Genomic DNA, 22,573 nt, shown 5'->3' on the forward strand with positions numbered 1-22,573 from the left:
AGCGCTTTCATTCTGCGAGCCCGAACCTGGAGCGTGAATGCAATGGCGTCCTACTTTCTATCGAGAGCGTCCGGTTTGACACATGGATCCCCTATCAGAAGTCCTCACCCAGCTCAGTAGCCAGCATTCCTTTTTCGGTGGTTTGAAAGCCGGCGGCGACTGGGCCGTGCGCTTCCCGGCGCCGGAAGGCGTCAAGTTCAACGTGCTTGTGCGGGGGGCTTGCTGGCTGGCGGTGGAAGGAGAAGCAGAGCCGATATGGCTGGAAGCAGGCGACTGTTTCCTGCTATCCCGTGGGCGCCCCCTGTTGATTGGCAGCGATCTTTCGCTGCCAGCGATCGCGGCCGAGGCGATCTATCCTCACGCCGTCAACGGCGTGGCGCACTGCGGCAGTGATGAAGATTGCTTTCTGGTCGGCGGGCGTTTCGCCTTTGGCGACGAAGCCGAGCTTCTGTTCGACAGCCTGCCACCGGTCGCGGTGATCAAGAGCGAGTCGGACCAGGCATCCGTATTGCGCTGGGCCTTGCAACGGCTGGCGCACGAACTCTCCACTCCATCCCCCGGCGGCGCCCTGATGGTCCAGCACCTGGGCCACATCATGCTGGTGCAGGTACTGCGCATTTATCTGGAGCAGGAAGGAGGCAATACACCGGGCTGGCTCTCGGCGCTGTCCGAACCGCGTATCGGTGCCGCCGTCCAGGCCATTCACACCAGCCCTGCCCAACGCTGGACGGTCGAGGCCCTGGCCCAAGTGGCCGGTGTCTCGCGCTCGACACTGGCGCTGCGTTTCAAACAGGCCGCCGGCTTTTCGCCCCTGGAATACGTGTTGCGTTGGCGCATGCAACTGGCGACCCGGTCCTTGCGCAACACCCACCTGACGATTTCCTCGATCGCCCAGGCCCTGGGCTACGATTCCGACAGCGCGTTCAGCAATGCCTTCAAGCGCATCATCAAATGCTCGCCACGGGAGTACCGGGAACGAGCAAGGGCCGTCGCCCAACCCCAGGGGGAATCCGAAGTTCGAGTGGGTGCCTGAAATAAAAAAACCCGGCGGGATCGTCCCGGCCGGGCTTGTTGGGTGCCGCTGCGAGGAATCAGCAGGTGCAGCACATCATCGGCATGCCGTTGCAGCTCATCATCATCGGCATGCCGCAGTCGTTCATCATCTTCATCATCAGGGCGCAGCAGCTTTTCATCATGTCCATGTTCATGCCGGCCATTGGCATGATCTTGCACATCATGCAGTCGGCCTCGACGGTGCACTCCATCACGCACTTCATCGACGGCATCGGCATGCCCATCATCGGCATTGGCATCATGGCGCCCATCATCGGCATGGCCATGCTCGCCCGGGACATGCACATCATGCTCATGTTGGCGCAGTGCATCATCATCGGCATGCCGCAGTTCATCATCATTTGCATCATTTGCGCGCTGTTCTTGAACATGGCCATGTCCATGCCCGCGGCCGGCATCATCTTGCACAGCATGCCGTCGTCCATCATTTCGCAGCTCATGGTCGCCATCATCATCGGCATGCCCATCATCGGCATGTTGGCGTTCATCGGCATTTGCATCTGCATGGCATTCATCATGGTGAAACTCCCTAAGCGATTCGATAGTTGGACGAAGCGGATGGGGCGGATTCTAGGGAGTGGCGAACGCCGCACAAGATGCCGATCGAACAGCAATCGCGGCTGCCGGGACAGCTTCAGCGCAGCCGCTCGCGCGGGATTTTCCGCTTCAGCAGCCGAATGGATTTCATGGCGGACGGGAGCAGGACAACAGCGTGTTTTCCGCTGCGATGGATATGCGCGAATCAGCGCATCCCATAACCCAAAGAAATAATCATTCTAAAGAGGCCCGACTTTTCTCGGGAAAGGGCGCCTTGCCAGCCTCGCCGGTGCCCTGTGGCAGGGTTCGGCGAGGGTGGCAAGCGCGGTGCGGGGCATGACGCGGGCTCGGATCGCGGGTCTCAGAGCTTGGCGATCGACACCTCGGTGGATTTGACGAAGGCGATGACCTCGCTGCCGACCTTCAACTCCAGGTCGCGCACCGAGCGCGTGGTGATCACCGAGGTGACGATGCCCGAGGCGGTCTGCACATCGATCTCCGAGACCACCTGGCCTTCATGGATCTCCTTGATGATGCCCTTGAACTGGTTGCGAACATTGATTGCCTTGATGGTCATGATGGGCCTTCCTGTCTGGGGTGGGCACTGGCGCATCGCCGTGCAGGCCTCTAAGGTGCCCTGTGTCTTTTCATATTAAAAGGAATAAATAGTAGTTATTTTATTCCTTAAATGAATATAAAAATTTCTCCCGTCCTCTTCGTTACCTTGACCGAGCACCGCGCCTTTGCTTCTCTGGATCCCTAACCCTTTCAGGAGATTGTCATGCGAACACTCGAGCTGGCGGGCGTGCCCGTCCCGGTGATTGGCCAGGGTACCTGGCGCATGGGCGAGGAGCGCCACCAGCGCAACGCCGAGATTGCCGCGCTGCAGGCCGGTATCGAACGGGGCATGAGCCTGATCGACACCGCCGAGATGTACGCCGAGGGCGGCGCGGAGGAAGTGGTTGGCGCCGCCATCACCGGCCAGCGCGACCGGGTGTTCCTGGTCAGCAAGGTGTACCCGCACAACGCCAGCCGCAAAGGCATTCCCCAAGCCTGCGAACGCAGCCTGCGGCGCCTGGGTACCGACTACATCGATCTGTACCTGCTGCACTGGCGTGGGCAGTACCCGCTCGAGGAAACCGTGGAAGCCTTCGAGCGCCTGCGCGAAGACGGCAAGATCGGCCGCTGGGGCGTTTCCAATTTCGACCTCGATGACCTCGAGGAACTGGCGAGCCCGGCCTGCGCCACCAACCAGGTGCTGTACAACATCGAGGAACGCGGCATCGAATTCGACCTGCTGCCCGCCACGCGACAACAGCGCTTGCCGCTCATGGCTTACTGCCCTATCGCCCAGGCCGGCAAGCTGCTGCGCCACCCTACGCTGCAGCAGATCGCCGACCGCCATGGCGTGACCACGGCCCAGGTCTCGCTGGCCTGGGTCCTGCGCCAGGACGGCGTGATCGCCATTCCCAAGGCGGTACACCCCGAGCATGTCCGGCTGAATGCCGAGGCGGCCGGCTTGCGCTTGCACGACAAAGACCTGGCGGCCATCGACCAGGCCTTTCCCGCGCCACTGCGCAAGCAGCGACTGGCAGTGGTCTGAGCCGGCTGTCACGAGGCATGCCCCACTGAAAAAACCTGGTGCCCGTGCCAGGTTTTTTTCGTCGTGGACCAGGCTGGAAGCGGCGAAATACCGCGACTTTAAGGATCGTCCTATCCCGGATTAATGAGGGTTTATTTAGAGTGGGTCAATGAGATTAAAGACCTACCTTCATCAGATCAGTCCCCTATTTTCCAGTCCTGAAGCCGCCAGCAGGTTGCTGCGTCTTTTCGCACTCATTCTTTTGGTCGGCATCCTCGGCGCCGTCTACAACTTCCTCAATTCCACCCTCAGCAACGACATTTCCCGGCGCCGCGGCTACATGAGCAGCGCCATCGCCGAAGCCCAGACCTTCTTCACCAGCCGCGAGGCCTTGCTGGAAAGCCTCAGCCTGTCCGCGGTACGCCGATCCAGGCAGGTCCAGGGGTATCCGCCTTCCAGCGAAGAACTGCACCTGCAACTGGGCGACATCGATGATCCGTGGAGCATCTGGCTGAGCCAGCGCATGCGCGAATACTTCAAGGCCAAGCAGGTCAACCTGCTCTATGTAAGCCCTGGCCCCGAGGCCCGGGTCATGCGCCTCTACAGCAGTAACCCGACCTCCCCCAACCTGCCCAGGACCATCCTCTCCAAGCTTGAGGTCCTGAACCATGGGGAGCATCCGGACACCAACGAGCTGTGGCTGACCGACCCGTCCACGCAGACTTCGCAGCTGTACATTTTCACCCGGCTCGACGAGCGCACCGATGACTCCGGCTGGCTGGGCCTGGAAATGGATGGGCGGGAAGTGCTCAAGGCCCTCAGCGACCAGAGCGCCGGCGAGTTCATGATGTTCAACTCCGAAGGCGCGCTGCTGTTCACCAACACCCCGGCCGGGCGCCTGGGGCAGGCCCTGCAGCAACTGCAAGGCAGCAACTTCTTCGGTTTTGTCGGCAGTGGCTGGTGGCCCGATCATCTGGTGATCCGCAAGCAACTGATGACCTCCGACTGGCAACTGGTCTACTCCTTCAGCCTGCAGTCCCTGCTGATCGCGCTCTGGCCGCAGCTGGCCGGCGCCCTGGCGTTCTGCCTGTTCAGCATCAGCCTGATCTGCCTGCTGACCCGCCGCATCGAGCACCGTTTCATCACCCCTGCGCTGAGCCGTATCCAGGCGCTGGTCGAGAGCGAGCTGTTCAGCCGCGACGTGATCCAGACCGCGCCCGTGGCCTTGTGCGTGCTGCGGCGTACCGATGGCCAGGTGGTCCTGGAAAACACCCTGGCGCAGCAGTGGCTGGGCGATGGCGTCGAACGGGAAATACTCTGCGCCGGCTGGATCCAGCAAGCCTTCAAGAGCCACGAGCCGAACCGCTTCGACTACTTCGAGACCACCGACGGGCGCCATCTTTACCTGAGTTCCGCGCCCACCCGCTACAAGGGCGAGGACGTGTTGTTCTGCGCCTTCAGCGACATCAGCGCGCGCAAGCAGGTGGAAGCCGCGCTGGAAGAAGCGCGGCAGATGGCCGATGCCGCCAACGAAGCCAAGACCCTGTTCCTCGCCACCATGAGCCATGAAATTCGCACCCCGCTGTATGGCGTGCTGGGCACCCTGGAGCTGCTCGCGCGCACCCAACTGGATACCCAGCAGCGCGATTACCTGCGCGCCATCGAGTGTTCTTCCTCGACCCTGTTGCAGTTGATCTGCGATGTGCTGGACGTGTCCAAGATCGAGGCCGGGCAACTGGCCCTGGAGCTCAATGAGTTCTCGCCACTGGATCTGGTCCACGAGCTGATCCAGGGCTATTCCGCGGCGGCGTCGAACAAGGGCCTGCTGCTGTATTCCTGCGTGGACCCGCAAATCCCCGAGCGGCTGATCGGCGACGTCACCCGGATCCGGCAGATCCTCAGCAACCTGCTCAACAACGCGGTGAAGTTCACCGACCTGGGGCGCATCGTGCTGCGGGTCAGCCTGCTGAGCCGCGATGGCGAGCGCTCCAGCATCCTGTGGCAGGTCTCCGACACCGGCAAAGGCATTGCCCAGGATCATCAGCCGTTGATCTTCGAACCCTTCTATCAAACCGGCGGCAACGCCAACGTGGTGGCGGGCACCGGCCTGGGCCTGCCTATCTGTCAGCGTCTCACGCAATTGATGAACGGCAGCCTGCGCATGGTCAGCGAACTGGGGCTGGGTAGCAGCTTCTCCCTAACCCTGCCCCTGGAAGCGGCGATCGATGGGCCGGTCACCCTGCCCGCCACGCAGCTGCTGCCGGAAACCATCTATGTGATGTCCAGCGTCCGCGAGCTGGCGGAATCCATCGGCGGCTGGCTGCGCCAATGGGGCGCGCGGGTGCAACTCTGCCATCCCTCGAAGATCGCGCCGACCAGCGATTGCCTGCTGGTCGAGGTTCACCCCGGCGAACTGGAACAACGCCTGCAGCCCGACTGGCCCGGCCCGCTGATCCTCGCCACCGGGACCGGCAATAACCAACCGCAGGTTGGTACCGGATGCTGGCACGTGAACCTGAACCACCTGCGTTCCATTCATCAGGCGGTCAGCCAGGCCCAGGGGCTGTGGGTGGCCAAGGTCGAGAACCACAACGAACACTGGACGTTGAAGCAACTGGACCTGAACGTGCTGGTGGCCGAAGACAACGTCATCAACCAACTGATCCTCAGGGATCAGCTGGAAGAGCTGGGCTGCAGCGTGGAGCTTGCGTCAAACGGCGAGGAAGCCCTGTCGATGTGGAACCCCGAGCGGTTCGATCTGGTCCTCACCGACGTCAACATGCCCATGATGAATGGCTATGAACTGGCCAAGGAGCTGCGACGCCGTGGCTGTACGGTCCCGATCATCGGTGCCACGGCCAACGCGATGCGTGGAGAAGAAGAGCAATGTCTGGCGGCCGGAATGAACCATTGCCTGGTCAAACCTTTTGCATTACGCGCCCTGTTCAATTACCTAGCGCCCTATGAAAGAGCGAAGAATGAAGCCCTGTAGCATATTGATCGTTGAAGACCATCCCTTCCAGCACATGTACCTGCAGCATCTGTTCGGTGAGCTGGGCCCCTACTACCTGGAAGGCGCACGGGATGGCGAAGAGGCACTGGAACGCTTGAAATGGCGCAAGTTCGACCTGGTACTCACCGACCTGTTGATGCCGGGAATGGATGGCGTGCAGTTCATCCAGGGCCTGGCGGCCCTGCACTCCAAGCCGGCGCTGGCGATCATGAGCTCGGCTTCGCGGCGCATGCTGATGAGTGCCAGCCTGGTTGCCAAGAACCTCGGGGTGAAAGTCATCGGCCTGATTTCGAAACCGGTGAACCTTGCCGCCTTGCAGACCCTGACCACGCAATTGAGCATTTCGCAGCCGAGCTCGCCGCGCCCCTTGCCCGCCTCCATGCTCAGTCGGGACGCGCTGGTCCAGGCCATCGAGCAAGAGCAGTTCGAAGCCTGGTTCCAACCCAAGAAATCACTGTTCAACGGCCGCATCGTCGCCGCCGAAGCCCTGGTCCGCTGGATGCATCCGACACAGGGCATGCTGCTCCCCGACACCTTCCTGCCCGCCCTCAAGTCCTTCGATCTCGAGGAGGACCTGCTGTGGCTGGTCCTGCGCCAGGCGATCCAGGCCCAGGCACGCTGGCGCCAGCAGGACTACGACATTCCGGTGTCGATCAATCTGCCGACCCATCTGCTCAACAGCCACGACCTGGCGGACCGCCTGTTCGACTTTGTCATGGAACACCAGGGAGTACCGGGGCAGATCTGTTTCGAACTCATGGAATGTTCGGTGCCCCAGGACATCAGTAACTTCTATGCCGGTGCCTGCCGCTTGCGCATCAAGGGCTTCGGCCTGTCCCAGGACGACTTCGGCAAGGGCTACAGCTCGTACATGAACCTGGTTTCCACTCCGTTCACCGAACTGAAGATCGATCGCGCCCTGGTCCAGGGATGCCACGCCAGCGAAGAACTGACCAAGGCCCTGACCAGCATCATTGCCCTGGGTCGCCAGCTGGGCCTGACCGTGGTGGCCGAAGGCGTGGAAAACGCCGAGGAGCTGGCGCTGCTGCGCAAGATCGACTGCAGCCAGGTGCAGGGTTTCCTGATCTCTCGCGCAGTCCCCTCCGAGCAGTTTCAACAGTTGCTGGTGAACGACGGTCCAGCCGCCAGTTATTGAGCCGAGGACATCCGCCCCTTCAGGATTACATGCCCCACATCACTGACAAGTCGTTGTTTAAAGGTAAAATCCTCAAGGCTTCGACTTTTTCATGCTTTTTTGGATACCAGTGATGAACCACCAGGACACGCTCATCGAGAATCTGAAACGATACTCGACTCGCCTGAACAAGGGATTGTTGATTTTCCTCGGCTTGACCCTGTTGTTGATCGCCATCAGTTACTGGTCGTCGCACAAACTGCTCGAAGAACAACACGGCAGGTTCAAAGCGCATTTTGCGCGGATGATGGAAGACATCCGCGAACATGAAGACTTCCTCCGGGGCGTGGCCGTACAAAGTAGCAAGATCCCCCTTCACGCCAACGACTCGATTTCATACCTGAAAAGCGCCTTGCCCGAAGAGGGGCCGCACAACTACCTGGGCCAGGAATTTGCCTTTTCCACGCCCTTCAGCCTCTCCGTCAATCACCAGGGCGTCGAGCCTGACACCTTGGCCAGACTGGCCGACCTGGGAGAGCACCTGACCGACTATTACAGCGCCTTCTGGTCCACTTCCCATTACCAGTCACCGCCATTTTTCCTGTTCGATGCCAAGGGCAACTTCAATATCGGCATTCCGGCCGCCGGGCATTCACGCGACCCGCTCTGGAAAAACGACACCCCCAACAAGACCCTCGTCCTGCAAACGCTCAAGCATCTGCTGGCGAAAGATTCGGCACGGGCCGATGGCGCGGTCGATTGGGAGCCCCTCGTCCCCCATCAGGCCAACGAGGCCCCCGTCCGGCTGCTGGCCTATGTCAGCACCCATCTCGGGCCGCAATGGTCACGAGTCCAGGACACTGGCAACCAGATCGGCGTCGCGTCGCTGTTCAGCATGGATCTGGTCAATGACATCAAGCGACTCATGCCGTGGTCGACCTATGACCATGTCGCCCTGGTCGCCCCCTCCGGAAAGGTGCTGAGCGGTTCGCTGCAACCGGGCGTCGTGCTGCATGACGGGCTGAACATCACCGGCGACGGCATGGTCTTCAAAGTCTCGAGCCATTCCGCCGAGCCCTGGACCGCTCTCTATACCATCGGTTTCAAGAGCTACTTCAACTACACCCTGTGGCCCTTGCCAGTCTTGCTGGCCCTGCTGATCGGCGGCATTGGCTGTGGCTGGCTGGTCAGTCGCCGGTATCAGTCGCGTATCGTCAAACCGGTCTACGAGGCTTACCAACGCACCGCCGAGAGCGAGGCCTTCAGCCGGGCCGTGATCGATTGCGCACCCACCGGCCTGTGCGTGGTGCGTCGCTCGGACTTCAAGGTCCTGCTGGAAAACCGCAAAGCCCAGCAATGGCAAGGCAGCACAAAACTGCGGATGGCCCTGGAGAGCCGGCAGGACCTGTACGTCGCCGGTGAAACCCGGCTGGACATCGACGGTACTCACCTGCAGGTAGGGTTCGTGCCCACCCGTTACCAGGGCGAGGATGCCTTGCTCTGTGCCTTCCACGACGTGACCAGCCACATCGAGGGCGCGGCCATGCTGGAGCAGGCACGACGCTCCGCCGATGCGGCGAGCGAAGCCAAGACGCTGTTCCTCGCCACCATGAGCCACGAAATACGCACCCCGCTCTATGGCGTACTGGGCACCCTGGAACTGCTCGGGCTGACGCGCCTGGATGCCCGCCAGCGCGAGCACCTGCAAACCATCCAGCGCTCGTCCAGCACCCTGTTCCAATTGATCAGCGATGTCCTGGACATTTCCAAGATCGAATCCGGGCAGATGGCGATCGAGTCCCAGGCGTTCTGCCCGCTGCAGATGATCGAGGACACACTGCACGCCTACAGCGTCTTCGCCGAAAACAAAGGCCTGCTGCTGTACGCCTGTGTCGATGCGGCGTTGCCCGACCAGTTGCTGGGCGACCCGGTACGGATCCGGCAGATCCTCAGCAACCTGCTCAGCAACGCCATCAAGTTCACCGACACCGGGCGCGTGGTATTGCGAGTCAAGCTCCTGCACTGCATGGATGGCCAGGCCAGCCTGGAGTGGCAGGTCACCGACTCCGGCATCGGCATTTCACCGGCGCAACAGGAACGCCTGTTCGACACCTTCTACCAGGTACGCGACGCCTCCAGCGAAGCCGGAGCCGGACTCGGCCTGGCGATATGCCGCTGCTTGACGGAAATGATGGACGGCCAGATACGCGTGGTCAGCGAGCCCGGCCTGGGCAGCAGCTTCTCGCTCCGGCTGGGGCTGAAGGTCATGCCCGGCGCTCTGGAAGGTTGCGCGGACATCCTGCCGAGCACCCAGGCGGTGTATGTGCGAGCTCCCGCCGTGGAGCTGGCGCAGAGCACCAGTGACTGGCTGAATCGCCTCGGCGTGGTCGCCAAGCCATTGCCGGCCTTTGTCGAAGAGTCGCGCCAGGCCAACCTGCTGGTCGATGTCCTGCCCTCCGACAGCCTGCCGGCCTGGGCCGGACCACGGGTCCTGTGCGTCGCCGGCGAACACCCGGCACCGCCACCGCGAGGTTGCACCGTGGATGCCCATGATGTGCGGGCCATCGCCAGGGCCGTCTCCCTGACCCTGCACGGGAAAACCATCGCGCCCGCCGCTCCCGAATGCGACCTGGGCAACAGGCTCGGCCTGCATATCCTGGTGGCCGAGGACAACGCGATCAATCAGGCGATCATCAAGGAGCAGCTCGAAGCCCTGGGCTGCACGGTGACAGCCGCCTCCAATGGCGAAGAAGCCTTGCAGCTCTGGCAGCCACAGGTGTTCGACCTGGTGCTGACCGATGTGAACATGCCGCTGCTCAACGGCTATGAACTGACCCGCGCCCTGCGTGAGCGTGACCGGGAGACTCCAATCGTCGGGGTCACGGCCAATGCCATGCGCGAAGAAGGCGCCCGCTGCATGGCTGTCGGCATGAATGCCTGGCTGGTCAAACCCTTGAGCCTGCAGACTCTGCACCACTACCTGTCGAATCTCTGCGCGAATGCGCCTGCCCAGGAACCGCAACCGATGATCGATGCAACGCCTTCCCCCGCGACCGGCGACACAATGATCGAGCTTTCCCCAAAAATGCGTGAGCTGTTCATTACCACCATGCGCCAGGATGTCCAGAGCGTGACCGACGCCCTCGACGCCCAGGATGCCAAGCGGCTCGCCGAACGGCTGCACAGCGCCGCCGGAGCGCTGGGTGCCGTGCAGCTGAGCGGGCTGGCGAAAAACTGCGCCGAACTGGAGTCCCGGATACTGCAAAGCGCGATCACCTCTTCCGTGACCCTTGAGGTGAAAAGCCTGATACAAAGCTTGACGGATATTCTTAATGCACTTGAATGAGACGCGACAAGATTTGATGAGCGCAATCCTTTACTCTTTCTCCTTACCAACCGGCGTATTACGAGTGGCTAGTCATGGAAAAATTTAAAGTAGTCATCGCCGACGATCATCCGATTGTTCTGCTCGGCGTTCGCGAGTTGATGGAACGAGAAAGCAACTTTGAAATAGTTGGTGAAGCCATCAGCTCACAGGGCTTGATCGAGATCCTCGAACAACAGCCGGTCGATATCGTCATTACCGACTACAACATGCCCGGGGACTCTCCCTACGGCGACGGCCTCAAGCTGGTCGAGTACCTGAAGCGCCACTTCCCGCGCCTGCAGATCCTGATCCTGACCATGATCTCCAACCAGTTGATCCTCACACGCCTGCACGAACTGGGAGTGGTCGGAGTGATCCAGAAAAGCCAGCTGCACAATGAAATCCAGGTGGCGCTCAAGACCATTGTCGAAAGAGGCTCTTATCAGAGTCTGGAACCTGCGCCGAGCTCGGTCATCGAATCCAACGCCAGCATCGACGACCGGATCTCCATGCTCTCACCCAAGGAGTTTGAAATCCTGCGGCTGTTCGTTTCCGGCAAGAGCGTCAGTGACATTGCCCGCAGCCAGAACCGCAGTTCGAAGACCATCAGCGCGCAAAAAATCTCCGCCATGCGCAAGCTGGAAGTCGAGAGCGACCAGGACCTGCTGACGTACTGCATCGGGCGCAACATTTTCAACTGACCCCCTCTTATCCAGCGAAGACAGAAGACCCGAACGACGATGACCTGCGACGACCAGTTCGACCTGCAACAGCTTCAAGGTGCCTGGGAACAGGTGGAGTACGAGGACAACGGGGTCAGCAACCCGCCTGACGAACATGGTGCCCCAGGAGCTCTTACCCTGATCCAAGGGCAAGGGTTCCGCGTCGTGACGCTCGAAGGCGAGCTGTTGCTCGCGGGCAGTTTTACCCTCGATACCCGGACCACACCGAAATCCATTACCTGGGTCGACTCCATGGGCGCCGACACCGGCAAGCACTTGCCTGCCAGCTATCGACTGGACGGCGATGACTTCGTCTTCATCGCCGCGGACGAGGGCCGTCCCAGGCCCACCGAGTTCCGCACCGGGCCTGGTGAAACCCTGCGCCGGTTCATCCGCATCTCACAGGATGGAACAGGCCTCGGCAGCCGCTGAGGTTCACTCATTGGCCGGCATGCCGTCAGGCCCTGGCCCGCTGTATTTCCCGCCCCGCCAACTCGCCGATGGCCAACAACGCGGCGCAATCCGCACCATCCTGGGCCTGTACCGACATGCCTTGAATGATCGCCCCGATATACCGGGCCAGCGCCGCTGCCTGGGTATCGGCGCGCAGTTGTCCGTTGGCGATGCCCTGCTCGATATGCGCCTCAAAGGCCTTGAGGGTATTGGCCCTCAGAGCACCGACGAATTCCCGTAGCGCATCGTTTTCCACCGCGCAGGTCAGGGTCGCGGTGGAAATCATGCAGCCTCGCGGCCGCCCGGGCAGGCTGTATTCATGGGCCGCCTCGCGGAGCAGGCGGAGGAAACCGTCCACCACATCCGCCTCCTCGCGCAGTGCCCGCTCGGCAAAGGAGCCAGTGCTGCGCTGGTAATGCGCCAGCGCCTGCTGGTAAAGCTCGGCCTTGGACCTGAACGCGGCATACAGGCTTTGCACGGTGATGCCCATGGCCGCCGACAACTCCGGCATCGAGGCGCCTTCATAGCCCAGGCGCCAGAACACCTCTGCCGCAAGGCCCAGGACCTGGTCGCGATCAAAGGCAATCGGCCGTCCACGACGGCGCATCACGGCAGCAGGATTATTTATCATAGTGATCACTATTGAAATTAGGACGAATGGCGGTTAATCATAGCGGACATTGTGATTATAGAGGCTCTCCCTATGGATCGACCCCATAAAGGCCTGCTCGCCCTGGCAGCCACCCTCGGCGCTTCGCTGGCCAGCGCCGCCACGCCGGACGAGGCACTCGGCAGGCGCATGGACACGGCCATCGAACGCGCCATCGGCGAACAGCGGATCGTCGGCACCGTGGTGGTGGTGATGCGCGACGGCCAGGTGGTGTACCAGCGCGCCGCCGGTTTCGCCGATCGGGAGGCGGCCCGGCCCATGACCGGCGACACCATCCTGCGCCTGGCCTCTATCACCAAGCCCATGGTGTCCGTGGTCGCCATGCGCCTGGTGGAACAGGGCACGCTGTCCCTGGACGATACGGTCAGCCAATGGCTGGCGGATTTCCGCCCAAGGCTGGCCGACGGCACCCGCCCGCCGATCACCCTCAAGCAATTGCTGACCCACACCGCCGGCCTGAGCTATGGCTTTCTCGAGGCCGAGCACGGGGCGTATCGCACCGCTGGGGTGTCGGATGGCCTGGCCGAGCCGGGCATAAGCCTGGAAGACAACCTGAAACGCATTGCCAGCGTGCCCTTGAGTTATCCGCCGGGCACGCAGTGGCGCTATTCCATGGCCATCGACGTGCTCGGCGCCGTGCTGGAAAAGGCCAGCGGCAAAAGCCTGCCAGCCCTGACCGAGGAACTGGTCACCCAACCTTTGCACATGAACGACACCGCGTTCTCGGTCAAGGACCCTGCCCGCCTCGGCGCGGTTTACCGCGATGATCGTCCGCGGCCGAGCCGGATGCAGGACGAGGCGGCGATCCGGGTCGGCGAAAGCACCACGCTGTTCTCCCTCAAGCGGATCTTCGACCCGCGCGCCTACCCTTCCGGTGGCGCCGGCATGGCCGGTACCGCCATGGACGTGGCGCGTTTTCTCGACACCTTGCGCCAGGGTGGCGGCCCGCTGCTTTCCGCCCGCAGCGTGCAGGCGATGATGACCGACCAGGTCGACGCCCAGGCGCAGACCCAGGGGCCGGGCTGGGGCTTCGGCTACGGCTGGGCGGTGCTGGACGATCCGGCCCTGGCCGGCACCCCGCAATCCAAGGGCACCCTGCAGTGGGGTGGCGCCTACGGCCACAGCTGGTTTGTCGACCCGCAGGCCAGGCTGACCGTGGTGGCGTTGACCAACACCGCCTTCGAGGGCATGTCGGGGGCCTTTACCCGGGAGATCCGCGACGCCGCCTACCCGGCGCCCTGAAGCACCTCGTCGCCCGGAGCGTCGAGCGACCACCAGCCCGGCAGCAATTGCCGGACCCGGGGCTCGGCGAACCGGTCGTCGATCAGCATCACTACGCCGCGGTCCTGCTGGCTGCGAATCACCCGGCCCGCGGCCTGCACCACCTTCTGCAGGCTGGGGTACAGGTAGGTGTAGTCGTAACCGGCGCCGAAAATCGCCGCCATGCGCTGTTTCATCTGCTCGTTCACTGGGTTCAGCTGGGCCAGGCCGAGGGTGGCGATAAAGGCGCCGATCAGGCGCGAACCCGGCAGGTCGATACCCTCGCCGAATGCCCCGCCCAGCACGGCGAAACCCACTCCCTGGCCATCGGCGTCGAAGCGCTCGAGAAACCCCTGGCGTTGCCCTTCATCCATCCCGCGCGACTGTTGCCACAAAGGAATATCCGGATGCTGTTCGGCCAGCAGGCTGGCCACCTGCTGCAAGTAGTCGAAGCTGCTGAAGAACGCCAGGTAGTTGCCGGGGCGCTGGCGGAACTGGCTGGCGATCAGCTCGACGATGGGCGCCAGCGACGCCTGGCGATGGGCGAAACGGGTGGAGATCCGGCTGACGATGTGCACGTCCAGCTGCGCTGCACTGAACGGCGACTCCACGTCCACCCACACCGTGGTTTCCGGCAGCCCCAGCAGGTCGCGGTAGTAATGCCAGGGGTTGAGGGTCGCCGAGAACAGCACCGTACTGCGCGCCGCGCTCAGCCGCGGCGCCAGGAAGCCCGCCGGCACCACGTTGCGCAGGCACAGCTCGGACAGACTGCGCCGGGCATTGATCTGGCGCTTGCTGATATCGAACAGGAACTGCTCGTCGAACAGTTCGGCCACCCGGGCGAATTGCAGGGCATCGAAGTAGAAGCCCTGCAACCGGCTGTCCAGCCCTTGCGGGTGGTCGTTGAGGTAATCGCCGATCGCCGAGATACACAGCGACAGCGCCTTGAGCAGCGGGGCCGGCGCCTGGTCGTAGGCCTGGTACGGCCGCAACTGCTCCTTGTGCAGGGCATTCCATTCCCGGTTGAGCCGTTGCAGCGGCTTCTTCAGCGGCTCCGGGGCGGCCTGGCGCACGCTGTGCAACTGGTACTGGTCGAGGCTGGCGCTGTACATCGAGCGCCCGCGCTCCACCAGGTTGTGCGCTTCGTCCACCAGCGCGGCGACCTTCCATTGGTTGGCCTGCGCCAGGCCGAACAGCAAGGCGCTGAAATCGAAGTAGTAGTTGTAGTCCGCCACCAGCAGATCGCTCCAGCGGGCCATTTCCTGGCTCAGGTAATACGGGCACAGCCCATGCGCCAGGGCGATCTCGCGCAGCGCCTGCTGGTCCAGCAAGGACCGCTGGCTCGCCGCCTGCCGCGCCGCCGGCAGACGGTCGTAGAAACCCTTGGCCAGCGGGCAGGACTCGCCATGACAGGCCTGCTCCGGGTGCTCGCAAGCCTTGTCCCGCGCCACCAGTTCCAGCACCCGCAACGGCAGCCCGGGGCTGCGTTCGAACAGCACCTCGGCGGCATCCAGCGCCAGTTTGCGTCCCGGGGTCTTGGCGGTGAGGAAGAACAGCTTGTCCAGCTGCTGCCCCGGCATCGCCTTGAGCATGGGAAACACCGTGCCCAGGGTCTTGCCGATCCCGGTCGGCGCCTGGGCCATCAGGCAGCGCCCGGTACTCACCGCCTTGTACACCGACTCGGCCAGCGCGCGCTGCCCGGGACGGAAGTCGGGATGGGGGAAACCCAGCGCCGCCATGGCCTGGTCGCGGGCGTGCCTGTGGGCGAGCTCCTGCTCGGCCCACTGCAGGAACAGGCTGCATTGCCGGTTGAAGAACTGCTCCAGGGCCTGGGCCTCGTGCTCTTCCACCAGCGACGTCTCGCGCTCGCTGAGGATGTCGAAATACACCAGCGCCAGACGGATGCTGCTCAACTGCAACTGCTGGCACAGCAGCCAGCCATAGACCTTCGCCTGGGCCCAATGCAGCTGGCGATGGTTGGCCGGCATGCGCTCCAGGTCGCCGCGGTAGGTCTTGACCTCCTCCAGCAGGTTGGCGTCCGGGTCGTAGCCGTCCGCCCTGCCCTTGACCGTCAACGCGCCGAAGCTGCCTTCGAGGGGCACCTCACTCCGATAGTTCGCGCTGCGCCGCGCCGCCACCGTGCGATGGCCCTGGATGCCTTCCAGCGCGGTGGGCGACGGGGTGAAGCGCAGGTCGAGGTCGCCGACCTTGGCGGTGAATTCGCACAGCGCCCGTACCGCGATACGGTAATTCACCCGTCCTGCTCCGCCCATTGCACGTAGCAGACCGCCACCGGCATCTGGTGCTGCCGGCAGAACTCCAGCCAGCGCAACTGGTTGTCCTGCAGGCGGTCGCCAGGGCCCTTGACCTCGATCATGCGGTAGGTTTTCTGCTGCGGCCAGAACTGGATCAGGTCCGGCATGCCGGCGCGGTTGGCCTTGATGTCCTGCAGCAGGCGCTCGAACCAGTGCTTGAGGTGCTCGGCCGGCAGGCAGGCCAGCGCCTGCTCCAGCAATTCTTCGCCGAGGGCGCCCCAGAACACGAAAGGCGACTGCACGCCCCACTTGTCGAGGTAGCGCTGGCGGATGGTCTGCGCATAACGCCCGTCATCCAGCTCCGCCAGGCAGGCCTGGAACAGCTCGGCGCGACGGCTGTGGAAGTCCTCGCTCAACAGGTCGGCCGGACCGCGCTGGAACGGGTGGAAGAACGCCCCGGGCAGCGGCGCGAAGATCGCCGGCCAGCAGAGCAGCCCGAACAGCGAATTGATCAGGCTGTTCTCCACGTAATGCACCGGCGCCTGCTCCTCGTGGAGATGGGCCTGCACATGGAATTCCACCGACAGCGCCGGATCGACCCGCGGCAGGCTGAGGTCCAGGCGCAGCGTCGGCTGGGTGCCGCCGCGCGGCGTGGCCGGGCCGCCCAGCTTGCGCCGCAACCTGGGCAGCAGCCGCAGCAGTTGCTGCTGCTCGGCCGCGTTGTGCGGGGCCAGTGCCGCCGCCTCGGCCAGGGCCAGCGCCTGCGGGTAATCGCAACTGCGCTCGAAGACGCGGATCAGCCGCGCTCTCGCCCCGGGATCGGCGCAGGCCTGGTAGATGGCGGCCGCCAGCGGCCATTCGGCTAGCCGCTCGCAATGCTGCCCCAGCAGGAACAGCAACTTGGCCCGGCGCCGCTGCAACCAGGGATTGTCGCTGGCGAACGCCTGGATGCTCGTCAGCACCTCCTCCAGCGCCGCGCCGTTTTCAAAATGCTGCCGACAGTCCTCCAGGTACAGGAAACCCTCGACGTCGGCGCGGCTGCGCAGCGCCCGAGCGTCGTCGCGAAACTCGACCTTTTCGTAGGTGAAGATACCCAGGTCGGCCAGCACGAACTCCGACCAGTCCTGGTGCAGGTTGCCGAAGAACATCAGGCGCAGGCGGTCGCACAGCGCCATGACCGTCAGGCTGCACACCCCGTCTTCCAGATCCGGGCACCACTGGCCCAGGCTTCGCGGCTCGTCGAACAGCGGCACCAAGGCGGCCAGCCAGTCGGACTTGCGGGCCTTCGGCTGCTCGATTTGCGCGCGAAAAACGTGGAGGATTTCCGCCTTCTGCAACAGGTTGAACAGCTCTTCCAGGGTCAGCGGCGCCTGCTCGTCGACCCAGCCCAGGCGCACCAGCGGTGCGACGGCCGCGCGAGTATCGCCGATTTCTTCATAGACCAGCCGGGACGTGCGAAAATGACAGCCCTTGCGCATGATCATGCGCACCAGCAGGGCCTGGGATGGCTGGGCCAGCGCCGAGAAGTCGTCGATGAAGCTACGCTCTTCGGGTGACAGCACATCGGCGTAGCGCAGCTTGAGCCACGCCAGCACCTGCTGGAAGTTGTGCAGGTAATAAAGAGGGTTTTCCAGAGGGTTGGAAGTCACAGGACAAGCGCGCCGCAAAGAGGTTGATACTGGTTATGCATACAGATAACAGCTGCCGACCTGCCCTGGCAAACACTATTGGATAAGTGGCGTTACAGGTTTTTTTACGGGGCCGCAGAACTTTCTTGCGGTTAATCACACCAAGGGCGGATAGCCATATAGTCGCGAGCCGCCAATCATGGGTGGACTCACAAAGATTCATGAAGAGAGGTTTGTCTATGAACGTCAAATACCTGGGCCTGCCGTTGGCCGTTGCAGCCTTCCTGGCACTGGGCGGCTGTGCCTCGCCAACCGTGGTGACGCTGCAGAACGGCACGCAATACCTGACCAAGGACATGCCTAACGCCAAGACCGCCGACGGGTTCTACGAATTCGAAGACATCGCCGGCAAGAAAATCCGCATCAAGGCGGCCGATGTCGCCACCGTCCGCCAAGAGGACTGACCGATCGAACCCGGTCGCCCTCAGGGCGACCAGGGTGCCGAATTCTGCCCCGGCACGCTGTTATCGCAGGAAATGTAGTGCTGCTCCCCGCGCTTCTGCAGTTCGCCACGCACCCGCTGACACCGCTCGAACTCCCGGGCCGCCGCATTATCGATGCTGATATTGCCGGTGGTTTCAGGCTTTTTACCCTCCCCCAGGGTCACGCTCGCCCAAGGCCGCTCTGCGTCGATATGAAAGCGGCTGCCCGGTTCGGGCTGCACTTCTTTTTCGGTGGCCTGCGCGGCGGCCGGTAGCTGGTCCGGGGTCACGCCGTAGCGCTTGAGGATCGACTGCTGAGGCAAGTCCTCGGCCATTGCGCTGCCCGCCATCAGGACCAGCGCCAGACCGATGCCATACCTCTGGTTATCACTCACCTTGTGTTTCTCCTGCTGTTCACTGTTGCCATTGAATGAGCCTCGGCAGCGGCTGCCTGCCTTGATAACGCGCAGGCTCCTGCGGACTTTAAGGGCCCGGAGCGCACGCGCGGCATCCACCCGCCTGGCGACAGGCCGATGTTTTATCGAGCGCTGTGTCACAGGGGGCAGGTATTGGAGTCACTTCCAGGCTGGCGGGTCACCCTTTGGGCAAATACCCTTGGCTTTGGCGAAAAATGCGGTCGAGGGACACACAAAGAAAAACCCATGACCGCGCGAGGCAAAAATCGCCAACCCGCGCGGTCAGGCTTCAGGCGATGGTGATGCTCGCGCCGTTGAGGCTGTCCAGGCTCACCCCTACCAGGGTCACCGAGTCACCACCGAAGGTCAGCAGGGTATCGTTGCCCACGGTGCTGGCGTGGGCGCGGAAGTCGTCGTTGGCGACCACGCCTGCGACGCCGAGGAACACCAGTTTGTCGCTGCTCTGGTAACCCAGCACCCGGTCCTGGCCGAAATTGCCGCTGAACAGCAAGGTATTACTACCCCCGCCCGCCTGCAGCAGGTCGTTGCCCGCACCGCCGACCAGCACATCGTTGCCCTGTCCGCCGATCAGGTGGTCATCGCCGTCCAGGCCGAACAGCCAGTCGCCGCCAGCGTGAGCGGTCAGGGTATTGGCCGCGGCGTCGCCCTTCACCGAAGCGGCGTACTGGGTCAGGTTGCTCCCCGCCAGCAGGCCCTTGTCGGTGACGCTGTGGGTCACGTCGTCCTTGAATAGGCCCCAGAGGAACCCCGGTTCCTTGCTGGTGATCGCGCCGATATCGCGGGTGATGCTGATGCCGCCATTGGCATCGCGCACATACAGGGTGCCGGCGCCGTCGTTGGCGAAGCTGAAGTTCTTCACCGATTGCTGCAGGTCCAGGGTGTTGTGGCCCTGCCCGCCCAGCAGGATGTTGTAGCCGCCGGCGTCGCGAAAGGTATCGTTGCCGGCGCGGCCTTCGAGGTAGTCGTTGCCCTGGCCGCCCTGGATCAGGTCGTTGCTGTCGGTGCCGATGATAAAGGTGCTGCCCTTGTGGGTTTCGGCATTGCGGTTGAGGTCCTGGACCCAGGTGGTAGCCCGCGCCGGGTCCGACAGGTTGGCGACGATGATGGTCGAGTCCTTGCTCGTCAGGTCGTAGAACTTCGACTCGAGGATCCGTGTCATGCCGTCGCCGTAGCCGGTGGGCAGGTGCGACAGCCAGGTCGGGATATTCAGGATGGAGAACGGCAGCAGGTTCCAGGCCGCCGAGGCGTAATGGTCGTTGAAACTGACGATGTTGTTGGTCGCCGACTCCTGCGCCGTGTCGTGCACGCCGAGGGACGCCAGGTTGAACGAAGAGCCGTCGAGGGCGCGGAACACCGGGTCGTTTTCGTAGCCGATATTCAGCACCTTGTCCCCCGCGCTCTGGGTCGGCGAGGCGTAGGCGACGTAGCTGGCATCCTGGTAGAACCCCGACCAGTGATCGCCGCTCAGGTCCGCCAGGCTGTTGACCGCCAGGCCGCCGAGGCTGTGGCCGCTGACCAGGATGTCCTTGCCCGTCAGGCCGTTGGCCTGGGCGAAGGCCGCGACATCGGCGAGCAGCTTGCCGAAGGCTTCGCCGGCGTAGTTTTTCGCATAGTCCCTGGGCCCGAACGCCGCCAGCAGGTCGTTGATCACATCGCCGATGGAGTCGCCGATCACCGATTCACGGGGCCCGCTGGTGCCGCGAAAGGCAATGCCAATGGAGGTCAGGTGGCCCTGGTCGTCGTACTTGCCGAGGACTTCGGCCTGGGCCGTGGTGTAGCCGGCCTTTTCCCCGTAGTAGGTGCCCCTGAAGTCGGTCTTGCCGTCGTAGCCCAGCTGGGAAGCGCCGATCGGCGTCCAGCCGGCCTTTTGCACCGCCTCCAGCGCGGCTTTCTCCGAGTCGGGGTTCCACGGCACGCCCGGAATCACCCCTTGCGAATCGCTGCTGCCGATCAGCCCCGTGACCAGGGTCGCCGGTAGGCCGAGGCCGAAACCGTACTGCTGATAACCGGCGGAAAAGCCGTTGTCGAGGTTGTGGTAGGAATACAGCGTGATCGCCAGCGCATCGGAAAACAGCGCCTTTGAATCTTCTGTGCCGAGGTTTTTGTAGTCATACACACCCATGGTATTGCCTCTCTTTGTTGTTGAACTTTATTCGAGATAGCTCACGCGGACGGGACGCCCTCAACAGGCGCCCCGCCCTTAGTGCAATGCCTCCTTGCGTTTTTTATCTAGGCGAAGACGATCCCCCCTGCGGAAAGGCTGTCCGGTGCGACCCCGACCAGCGTGACGGCGTAGTCGCCGACGCTGAGCAAGGTGTCCTGGCCGCTCTGTGACAGGTGCTGCGTGTAGTCATAGCCCTGCCCCGCGCCCGCCACGCCCATGAACACCAGCTTGTCGCTGCCCTGGTAGCCATGGATCGCGTCGAAGCCGAAGGCGCCGCTGAACAGGAAGGTGTTGGCCCCGCCGCCGCTGGAGTACATGACGTCGTTGCCGGCGCCGCCGACAAAGGTCACGTCGCTCTTGTCGCTGCGCAGCACATCGTCGCCGCCGTGACCGAACAGCCAGTCGCCGTCGACGCTGGCCACCAGCGCATTGCCGTAGGCGTCGCCATTGAGCGAGTGGTTGTATTGGGTCAACTGGTTGCCGGCCAGCAGGCCCTGGTCGGTCACGCTGTGGGTCACTTCCTTGCTGAACAGGCCCCAGGCAAAACCCGGCTCCTTGCTCACCAGCGCGCCGATATCGCGGGTCATGCTGATGCCGCCGTAGGCATCGCGCACGTACAGGGTACCGTCACCATCGTTGACCACGCTGAACTTACCCAGCGACTGCTGCAGGTCGAAGACGTTATGCCCCTTGCCGCCCAGCAGGATGTTGTAGCCACCGTCGTCGCGGAAGGTGTCGTTGCCGTCGCGGCCCTCGATGAAGTCGTTGCCGCGCCCGCCCTTGAGCAGGTCGCTGCCGTCGGTGCCGAAGATAAAGGTGCTGCCCTTGTGCGGTTCGGCGTTGCGGTTGAGGTCCTCGACCCAGGTCTTGCCCCGACTGGCCTCGGACAAAGTGGAAACGATCAGGGTCGAGTCCTTGCTGGTCAGGTCGTAGAACGCCGAATCCACCACTCGGTTCAAGCCATCGGCGTAACCCGCGGAACCGTGGGCCTTCCACGACAGCGGGTTGAGGATGCTCTGCGGCAGCAGGTTCTCCAGGGTCGACGCGTAGTGCTCGTTGAAGTTGACGATGTTGTTGGTCGCCGACGCCTGGACCTTGTCATGGCTGCCCAGGGACGAAGCGTTGAAGGTGGTGCCGTCGAGCACCCTGAACACCGGATCGTTTTCGTAGCCGATGTTCAGCACTTTGTCCCCCGGGCCCTGGGTCGGCGAGGCGAACGCCACATAGCGGGCGTCGGCATAGAAACCGCCCCAGTGCTCGCCGCTCAGCTCGGCCAGGCTGTTGACCCCCAGGCCGCCCAGGCTGTGGCCGCTGACCAGTACATCCTGGCCGCTCAGGCCCTGGGCCTTGGCGAACTCGGCGACACTGGCGAACAGCTTGTCGAAGGCATTCTTGCTGTAGTTCGCCGCGTAACCCACCGGCCCGACCGCCGCCAGCAGGTTGTTCTTGATGTCGCCCAGGGTATCGCTCAAGCCCAGGCCGCCAGTGCCGCGAAAGGCGATACCGATCGACAGCAGCTTGCCGGCCTCGTCATAACGCCCCAGCACCTCCACTTCGGCGCTGGTAAAGCCTGGCTGCTCGCCGAAGAAGGTGCCCTGGGGCCCGACCTTGCCCTGATACCCCAGCCGCTCGGCACCAATCGCCGTCCAGCCCGACGCCAGCGGCTGCCCGGTGGGCGTGTAGGCGTAGAGCGTCAACGCCAGGGCATCGCTGTACAGCGCCTTGCCCGCCTCGCCCTTGAAACTCCGGTAATCGAATACACCCATGTTGTGTCTCACTCTTATGGTCATTGGC

At 63.1% G+C, this 22,573-nt stretch carries 17 protein-coding genes; 9 read left to right on the top strand and 8 right to left on the bottom strand.

Going from position 1 to position 22,573, the window contains the following annotated elements:
* Window positions 1-82 precede the first annotated feature (82 nt).
* Complete coding sequence (locus C4K27_RS16810; protein ID WP_053261353.1) at window positions 83-1,033, top strand: AraC family transcriptional regulator; 951 nt, start codon at window positions 83-85, stop codon at window positions 1,031-1,033.
* 58 nt (window positions 1,034-1,091) lie between these two features.
* Here the strand turns inward: C4K27_RS16810 and C4K27_RS16815 are convergent, their stop codons facing one another.
* Both C4K27_RS16815 and C4K27_RS16820 read right to left on the bottom strand, forming a co-directional pair.
* Window positions 1,092-1,592 (bottom strand): hypothetical protein, encoded by a 501-nt coding sequence (locus C4K27_RS16815; protein ID WP_053261354.1) that lies wholly within the window; start codon window positions 1,590-1,592, stop codon window positions 1,092-1,094.
* 380 nt (window positions 1,593-1,972) lie between these two features.
* Window positions 1,973-2,188, bottom strand: a complete 216-nt coding sequence (locus C4K27_RS16820) for a TOBE domain-containing protein (protein WP_009044054.1) — start codon at window positions 2,186-2,188, stop codon at window positions 1,973-1,975.
* A gap of 204 nt (window positions 2,189-2,392) precedes the next feature.
* On the opposite strand from C4K27_RS16820, the gene C4K27_RS16825 reads away from it, so the two are divergent.
* The 6 genes from C4K27_RS16825 (at window position 2,393) to C4K27_RS16850 (ending at window position 11,862) form a co-directional block, all read left to right on the top strand.
* Window positions 2,393-3,214: an aldo/keto reductase gene (locus tag C4K27_RS16825; protein WP_053261355.1), complete on the top strand. Its 822-nt coding sequence runs from the start codon at window positions 2,393-2,395 to the stop codon at window positions 3,212-3,214.
* 148 nt (window positions 3,215-3,362) lie between these two features.
* Window positions 3,363-6,185: a response regulator gene (locus tag C4K27_RS16830; RefSeq protein ID WP_053261356.1), complete on the top strand. Its 2,823-nt coding sequence runs from the start codon at window positions 3,363-3,365 to the stop codon at window positions 6,183-6,185.
* Complete coding sequence (locus C4K27_RS16835) at window positions 6,172-7,362, top strand: response regulator cyclic di-GMP phosphodiesterase PvrR (protein ID WP_053261357.1); 1,191 nt, start codon at window positions 6,172-6,174, stop codon at window positions 7,360-7,362. Before C4K27_RS16830 ends, C4K27_RS16835 begins: the two co-directional genes overlap by 14 nt.
* Before the next feature lie 112 nt (window positions 7,363-7,474).
* Window positions 7,475-10,687 (top strand): hybrid sensor histidine kinase/response regulator, encoded by a 3,213-nt coding sequence (locus tag C4K27_RS16840; protein ID WP_053261358.1) that lies wholly within the window; start codon window positions 7,475-7,477, stop codon window positions 10,685-10,687.
* 74 nt (window positions 10,688-10,761) lie between these two features.
* Window positions 10,762-11,409, top strand: coding sequence for a response regulator (locus C4K27_RS16845; RefSeq protein WP_007929094.1), 648 nt, complete (start codon window positions 10,762-10,764; stop codon window positions 11,407-11,409).
* 39 nt (window positions 11,410-11,448) lie between these two features.
* Window positions 11,449-11,862: a TIGR03067 domain-containing protein gene (locus C4K27_RS16850; RefSeq protein ID WP_053261359.1), complete on the top strand. Its 414-nt coding sequence runs from the start codon at window positions 11,449-11,451 to the stop codon at window positions 11,860-11,862.
* A gap of 25 nt (window positions 11,863-11,887) precedes the next feature.
* On the opposite strand, the gene C4K27_RS16855 is transcribed toward C4K27_RS16850, so the two are convergent.
* Window positions 11,888-12,514 carry a TetR/AcrR family transcriptional regulator gene (locus tag C4K27_RS16855; RefSeq protein WP_053261360.1) on the bottom strand — a complete coding sequence of 209 codons (627 nt, stop codon included), beginning with the start codon at window positions 12,512-12,514 and terminating at the stop codon, window positions 11,888-11,890.
* Window positions 12,515-12,586: 72 nt separating this feature from the next.
* Between C4K27_RS16855 and C4K27_RS16860 the strand changes: the two genes are divergently transcribed.
* Window positions 12,587-13,795: a serine hydrolase domain-containing protein gene (locus C4K27_RS16860; protein ID WP_053261361.1), complete on the top strand. Its 1,209-nt coding sequence runs from the start codon at window positions 12,587-12,589 to the stop codon at window positions 13,793-13,795.
* Here the strand turns inward: C4K27_RS16860 and C4K27_RS16865 are convergent.
* Both C4K27_RS16865 and C4K27_RS16870 read right to left on the bottom strand, forming a co-directional pair.
* Window positions 13,780-16,068, bottom strand: coding sequence for an ATP-dependent DNA helicase (locus C4K27_RS16865; protein WP_053261362.1), 2,289 nt, complete (start codon window positions 16,066-16,068; stop codon window positions 13,780-13,782). The genes C4K27_RS16860 and C4K27_RS16865 overlap by 16 nt on opposite strands.
* Window positions 16,065-17,717 (bottom strand): VRR-NUC domain-containing protein, encoded by a 1,653-nt coding sequence (locus C4K27_RS16870; protein ID WP_053261363.1) that lies wholly within the window; start codon window positions 17,715-17,717, stop codon window positions 16,065-16,067. The genes C4K27_RS16865 and C4K27_RS16870 overlap by 4 nt, the downstream gene beginning before the upstream one ends.
* Window positions 17,718-17,935: 218 nt before the next feature.
* Here C4K27_RS16870 and C4K27_RS16875 point away from each other — a divergent pair, with 218 nt between their 5' ends.
* Entirely contained in the window at window positions 17,936-18,160 is a 225-nt protein-coding gene (locus C4K27_RS16875) for a YgdI/YgdR family lipoprotein (RefSeq protein WP_007922767.1), read from the top strand.
* A 20-nt stretch (window positions 18,161-18,180) separates the two neighbouring features.
* Here C4K27_RS16875 and C4K27_RS16880 read toward each other — a convergent pair whose 3' ends face one another.
* From C4K27_RS16880 to C4K27_RS16890, 3 genes are all read right to left on the bottom strand, one after another.
* Entirely contained in the window at window positions 18,181-18,573 is a 393-nt protein-coding gene (locus tag C4K27_RS16880) for a hypothetical protein (protein ID WP_053261364.1), read from the bottom strand.
* A gap of 310 nt (window positions 18,574-18,883) precedes the next feature.
* On the bottom strand, window positions 18,884-20,737 hold the full coding sequence (locus C4K27_RS16885; RefSeq protein ID WP_053261365.1) for a polyurethane esterase: 1,854 nt from the start codon (window positions 20,735-20,737) through the stop codon (window positions 18,884-18,886).
* A 107-nt stretch (window positions 20,738-20,844) separates the two neighbouring features.
* Entirely contained in the window at window positions 20,845-22,545 is a 1,701-nt protein-coding gene (locus tag C4K27_RS16890; RefSeq protein WP_053261366.1) for a polyurethane esterase, read from the bottom strand.
* Window positions 22,546-22,573: the final 28 nt, after the last annotated feature.

Origin of the sequence: Pseudomonas chlororaphis subsp. chlororaphis (assembly GCF_003945765.1) — a bacterium.
Classification (GTDB): Bacteria; Pseudomonadota; Gammaproteobacteria; order Pseudomonadales; family Pseudomonadaceae; genus Aquipseudomonas; species Aquipseudomonas chlororaphis.